The following is a 4,951-nucleotide window of genomic DNA, read 5'->3' on the forward strand; positions in this document are numbered from 1 at the left end:
GACGGTGGCCATGCCGATCGCGTTGGCATCACCGGACCCGGTGCGAAAAGGAATGTCGACGGTCACCGCGGGCGACCCGAGTTCGCTCATCGTGGCGGCGACGACGGAGACGAACAGCGAATTGGCCGATCCGCCGACGCGTCGCGCAGCCGAATCCCACTCCGCAGCATCGATATCCACGATCACCGACTGCATCCTGCGTGCGTGGTGCGGTGCGATACCGCCGCTGTCGGCGGTGGTGAACGCCCGCAATTCTGCTCGGGCCTTCTTGCTGACCCACAATCTCGCCGTCGCCGCGATGGATCGTAGGGCAACGGTGACGATCATCGAGATCGCGTCCTTCACATCCGAGCCCGGTTGCAGCACCGGCACCGGTGTCGATCCGGAGAATGCCTGTGCGGCAGCGTCGATGAGCTCGCGAGCATCGGCCAGCGCGTGCGAACACACCAGAGACAGCACGGTGCCGCCGTGTGCAACGGGCGCGGCCGTCAACCGCCAGCCGGGCCCGTACTGCGGGTCGAGTCGAACGTCTGCCTGTGCATCGGCCCATCCGATGATGTCGTCGACCGCCTCGGTGCCGTAAGCGAGCGGAAGCGATTCGGACGAGATGTCCCATCGAAGTCGTGCCCCCGGTGTACGGGGCTTGCCGACTCGACGACCGAGCTGCCCGACGGCCAGTTCGTCGTGGACCCTTCGGAGTTCCGCCGTGCTCACCGTCTCGGTGGTGCGCCAGATACCTTGCAGTGCAATGGGAATTCCGTAGCCGCGGTGGGTACGGAGAAATATCTCGTCGATCATCGACAGTCGTGTGGATTTCACGGGCTCGCGGTGCCGTGTCGTCCCGCTCCCGACGCGAACCTGCTCGCGCCGCTGAGCGCGTCGGCGTTGATGGAGATGGCACCGTGTCGGAATTCGTTCTTCAGGGCGGACTCTTCGTCGAGGCCGTCCTGTTCCAGCAGGGACAGTCGATCCTCACGCATACAGGTCTGCGGCAGCAGCGCGAGTTCGGCAGCCAACGCCTCCGCTTCCGACCGGGCTCGGCCCACCGGAACCACCCTGGTGATCAGCCCGATGTTCAACGCCTCCTCGGCGTCGACGGCGCGACCGGCGAGGATCATGTCCATCGCCCGGCCGGTACCGACGATGCGTGGCAATCGCACTGTGCCGCCGTCGATCAACGGAACTCCCCAGCGCCGGCAGAAGACGCCGAACGTGGCGTCGTCCTCGGCGATGCGTAGGTCGCACCACAGAGCGAGTTCCAGTCCGCCCGCGACGGCGTATCCCGACACGGCCGCGATGACGGGCTTGGACAACCGCATTCGCGTCGGGCCCATCGGGCCGTCCCCGTGTTCGGTCGCGTGATTCGAGCGCGGTGTGCCCAGGGCCTTGAGGTCGGCTCCCGAGCAGAAGGTGCCGCCCTCGCCCCACAGGACTGCCACCGAGGCGGATTCGTCGGCGTCGAACTCCTCGAACGCCTGGATCAACTCCTGTGCGGTGGGGCCGTCGACGGCATTGCGTGCCTCCGGGCGCGACAGGACGATGGTGGTGACGGGGCCTGATCGCTCGATCCGTACCGGCATGTCAGTGAACGTTACTCGAGTTCTCTTGCGTGAAGCAATGAATCAATGCTTCAATCCTTGCATGCCGTACCGAAGAACCCCTGCAGTGCAGGCCAGGCTCGATGCCGCACGCAAGAAACTCTTCGCCGCCGCCATCGAGGTCCTCTCGACGCAGGGGTACGCCGGCCTGTCGGTGGCGTCGGTCGCCGCGGCAGCAGGGGTGTCCTCCGGCAGCGTCTATACCCATTTCGAGGGGAAATCGGATCTGGTGGTCGCGATCTTCCGTGAGGTCTGCAGTCGGGAGGTTGCCGCAGTGGTCACCGCGTGCGAGCGCGGCAGCGCCGTCGAGCGAGTGACCGCAGTGGTGCAGACCTTCGCCGGACGCGCCCTGAAGAACCGGACGATGGCGTATGCCCTGCTGGCCGAACCGGTGGACCCGGCCGTCGACGCCGAGCGGTTGGTGTTCCGGCAGAAATTCACCGATGCCTTCGCCGACGCGATCGTGGCGGGTATCGAAGCAGGAGAGATCCCCGAGCAGGACGCGGCGATCTCGGCAGCGGCTCTGGTCGGTGCCGTCGGCGAAGTGATGGTCGGCCCGTTGTCCTCGCACGATTCAGTGGATCCAGTACCCAGTCTCGTCGCATTATCGTTGCGCGCGTTAGGAGTTCGAGATGAACACGCATGAGGTATTCAACCAGGCAACCGACCTGACGCCCTACGACACCTCCGCGGACCCGTCGTTGCTCGACGGTGTGGCGCGGGCAGGTGCAGGATGGGCACTCGACGAGGTCCGCCGGCTCGGGACTCTCGCCGGTGGAGTGGCGGCCCAGGAGTGGGGCAGGCTCGCCAACGAGAACCCGCCCGTGTTGAGGACCCACGATCGGTACGGGCATCGCATCGACGAGGTCGAATTCCACCCGCATTGGCACGATCTGATGACCGTTGCCGTCGAGCACGGACTGCACGCCAGTCCGTGGGCCGACGACCGCGTCGGTGCACACGTCGCCCGCGCCGCGAAGTTCTACGTCTGGGGGCAGGCCGAGGCCGGGCACATGTGCCCCATTTCGATGACCTACGCCGTCGTTCCGGCGTTGCGGCACAGTCCTTCTCTCGCTGCGCAGTACGAGCCGCTGCTGGCGTCGAGGGAGTACGATTTCGGTCTGCGGACCCCGTCGAGCAAGCGCGGACTGATCGCAGGCATGTCGATGACGGAGAAGCAGGGCGGATCGGACGTACGGGCCAACACCACCACGGCCACGCCGTCGTCGGACGGAACGTATTCGATCACCGGCCACAAGTGGTTCACCTCAGCGCCGATGTCGGACATGTTCCTCACCCTGGCGCAGGCACCGGGCGGGCTGTCGTGCTTCATGTTGCCGCGCGTCCTGCCCGACGGCACCCGCAACCGAATGATGCTGCAGCGCTTGAAGGACAAGCTCGGCAACAAGTCGAACGCATCCGGTGAGCTCGAATACCACGGGGCCACCGGCTGGCTCGTCGGCGAAGAGGGTCGCGGTGTGCGCACCATCATCGAGATGGTCAACATGACCCGGTTGGACTGCGTCATCGGGTCCGCGGCCGGAATTCGCAACGCCACCGTGCGCGCAGTCCATCATGCGCGTCATAGGTCTGCGTTCGGGGCCCCACTCGTCGATCAGCCTCTCATGCGAAACGTGCTGGCGGACTTGACCATCGAGTCCGAAGCCGCCACCGCCGCCATGATCCGCCTGGCGCAGGCCACCGACGGTTCGGCCCGCGGCGACGAGCAGGAGAGCGCACTGCGCCGAATCGCGTTGGCCGTCACCAAGTACTGGGTCTGCAAACGAGCACCGGCACACGCCGCCGAAGCACTCGAATGTCTCGGTGGCAACGGCTATGTCGAGGAATCGGGGATGCCTCGGTTGTTCCGCGAATCGCCGCTGATGTCGATCTGGGAAGGTTCCGGGAATGTCGCCGCACTCGATTCCCTCCGCGCACTGGCCCGCCAACCCGACAGCGTCGAGGCGTACTTCGGTGAGATCGGCCAGGCGTCGGGCGTGGATTCTCGCCTCGACGACGCCATCGCCCGCGTCGGCAAGGAACTCTCCGACACCTCCGACATGGAATACCGGGCCAGGCGAGTCGTCGAACTGATGGCCCTGACCTTCCAAGGCGCGCAACTGGTGATGCACGGGGATGCCGCTGTTGCCGACGCCTTCTGTGCCAGTCGACTCGACCGAGACTGGGGCATCGCCTTCGGCACCCTGCCGACAGGAGTCGATACGGCGGCGGTGTTGACGCGGGTGTGATGCGGGGGATCGGCTCTGGGGGGATCGGCTCCCCACATTCGGAAATGTGACGCTGATCGGAGTCGGTTATCCGAAACTGGGGAGCTGATTGGGCACCAGCCGCTGGTCTCCGAACCACCCGGCCGGCGTAGGAAGGCCTGCCGCGCGGGCGAATGCCTGCTCGAAGCGGCGAAGTAGTGTTCGAGGATCGTCCAGGTCCCGCCAATTCCACCGCACGATCACCCACCCCAACTCGCGGAGCCGGTCCTCTCGATACTTTTCGTCGAGCAGTACCCGCTTGGAGTCGTACTTCGATTCGCCGTCGAACTCACCGATCACTTTGAACTCCCAGAACAGAAAGTCGACCCGTCCGACGAAGCGGCCCGCACCGTCGTACACCCATTGATTGAGCAGCGGAGTCGGCAGGGGGAGGGTCTCGAAGAGCACCCGACTTCGAGATTCGCCTACGCTCTCGCTGCGCCCGCTCATCAGTGACACCGCTCGTCGGGCGGCGGAGATACCGGTGCGGAACCGTGCCGACTCCACCGCCGTCGACAGTGCGTCGGAATCGGTGTGGCCGGACCTCAGCGCGCTGTCGCCTACACACACGGACCGCTCGACGGTCGTGGTGCGCGCGATGTCGACGACGGTGCGGGCTGCCGTGGTGACCGGAAAGCCGTTGACAGTCGTCCGCTCGGTTGGTTCCAGCGTGGTGCCGTGGAGAATTCGGAGCGGGCGACGCTTGCTGGCGTAGTCGAGTCCGTGCGTCATGTGCACCCTGTCCAGCGGTAGCTGCCAGATGTCGAAGCCCCATGCGATGCCCGCCGAGACGTGGCTGAGCACGTGGTCCGCGGGCGCGGATGTCAGATAAGACCGCGCCAGCAAGGAATGTCTTTCGGTCGGACTCGCTGATTGCAGAACCGCATGCGGCACGTAGAACCCCGGTCGCAGAACCGACAGTTCACCAGTGCGGCGCAGTCGCCGTAGGTCGTCGTCGGTCAAGCCGAATGTGAGCGCATCGGCTCAGGTGAACAGATCCGTCTGGGGTAAGTCCATGACTGCTTGGACGCGCCGGGCGTCGAAACGGATCCATCAGCAACGGAAAAGCTCCCCACTTTTGGATAT

General features: G+C 65.5%; 4 protein-coding genes and 1 pseudogene. 2 read left to right on the forward strand and 3 right to left on the reverse strand.

Translation table 11 applies throughout. From position 1 onward, the window contains the following. Positions 1–819, reverse strand: a pseudogene (locus RHBS_RS24235) (hypothetical protein); the annotation flags it as partial. Continuing rightward, on the reverse strand, positions 816–1,580 hold the full coding sequence (locus RHBS_RS24240) for a crotonase/enoyl-CoA hydratase family protein (protein ID WP_128646645.1): 765 nt from the start codon (positions 1,578–1,580) through the stop codon (positions 816–818). The pseudogene RHBS_RS24235 and the gene RHBS_RS24240, both read right to left, overlap by 4 nt. A 61-nt stretch (positions 1,581–1,641) precedes the next feature. On the opposite strand from RHBS_RS24240, the gene RHBS_RS24245 reads away from it, so the two are divergent. Continuing rightward, complete coding sequence (locus RHBS_RS24245) at positions 1,642–2,244, forward strand: TetR/AcrR family transcriptional regulator (protein WP_128646647.1); 603 nt, start codon at positions 1,642–1,644, stop codon at positions 2,242–2,244. Then, complete coding sequence (locus RHBS_RS24250) at positions 2,231–3,847, forward strand: acyl-CoA dehydrogenase family protein (protein WP_128646649.1); 1,617 nt, start codon at positions 2,231–2,233, stop codon at positions 3,845–3,847. Before RHBS_RS24245 ends, RHBS_RS24250 begins: the two co-directional genes overlap by 14 nt. Before the next feature lie 66 nt (positions 3,848–3,913). Here RHBS_RS24250 and RHBS_RS24255 read toward each other — a convergent pair whose 3' ends face one another. After that, complete coding sequence (locus RHBS_RS24255; protein ID WP_128646651.1) at positions 3,914–4,828, reverse strand: hypothetical protein; 915 nt, start codon at positions 4,826–4,828, stop codon at positions 3,914–3,916. Between the last annotated feature and the right edge of the window lie 123 nt (positions 4,829–4,951).

It is taken from the genome of Rhodococcus sp. BS-15 (assembly GCF_000813105.1).
In the GTDB taxonomy this organism is placed as follows: Bacteria; Actinomycetota; Actinomycetes; order Mycobacteriales; family Mycobacteriaceae; genus Rhodococcoides.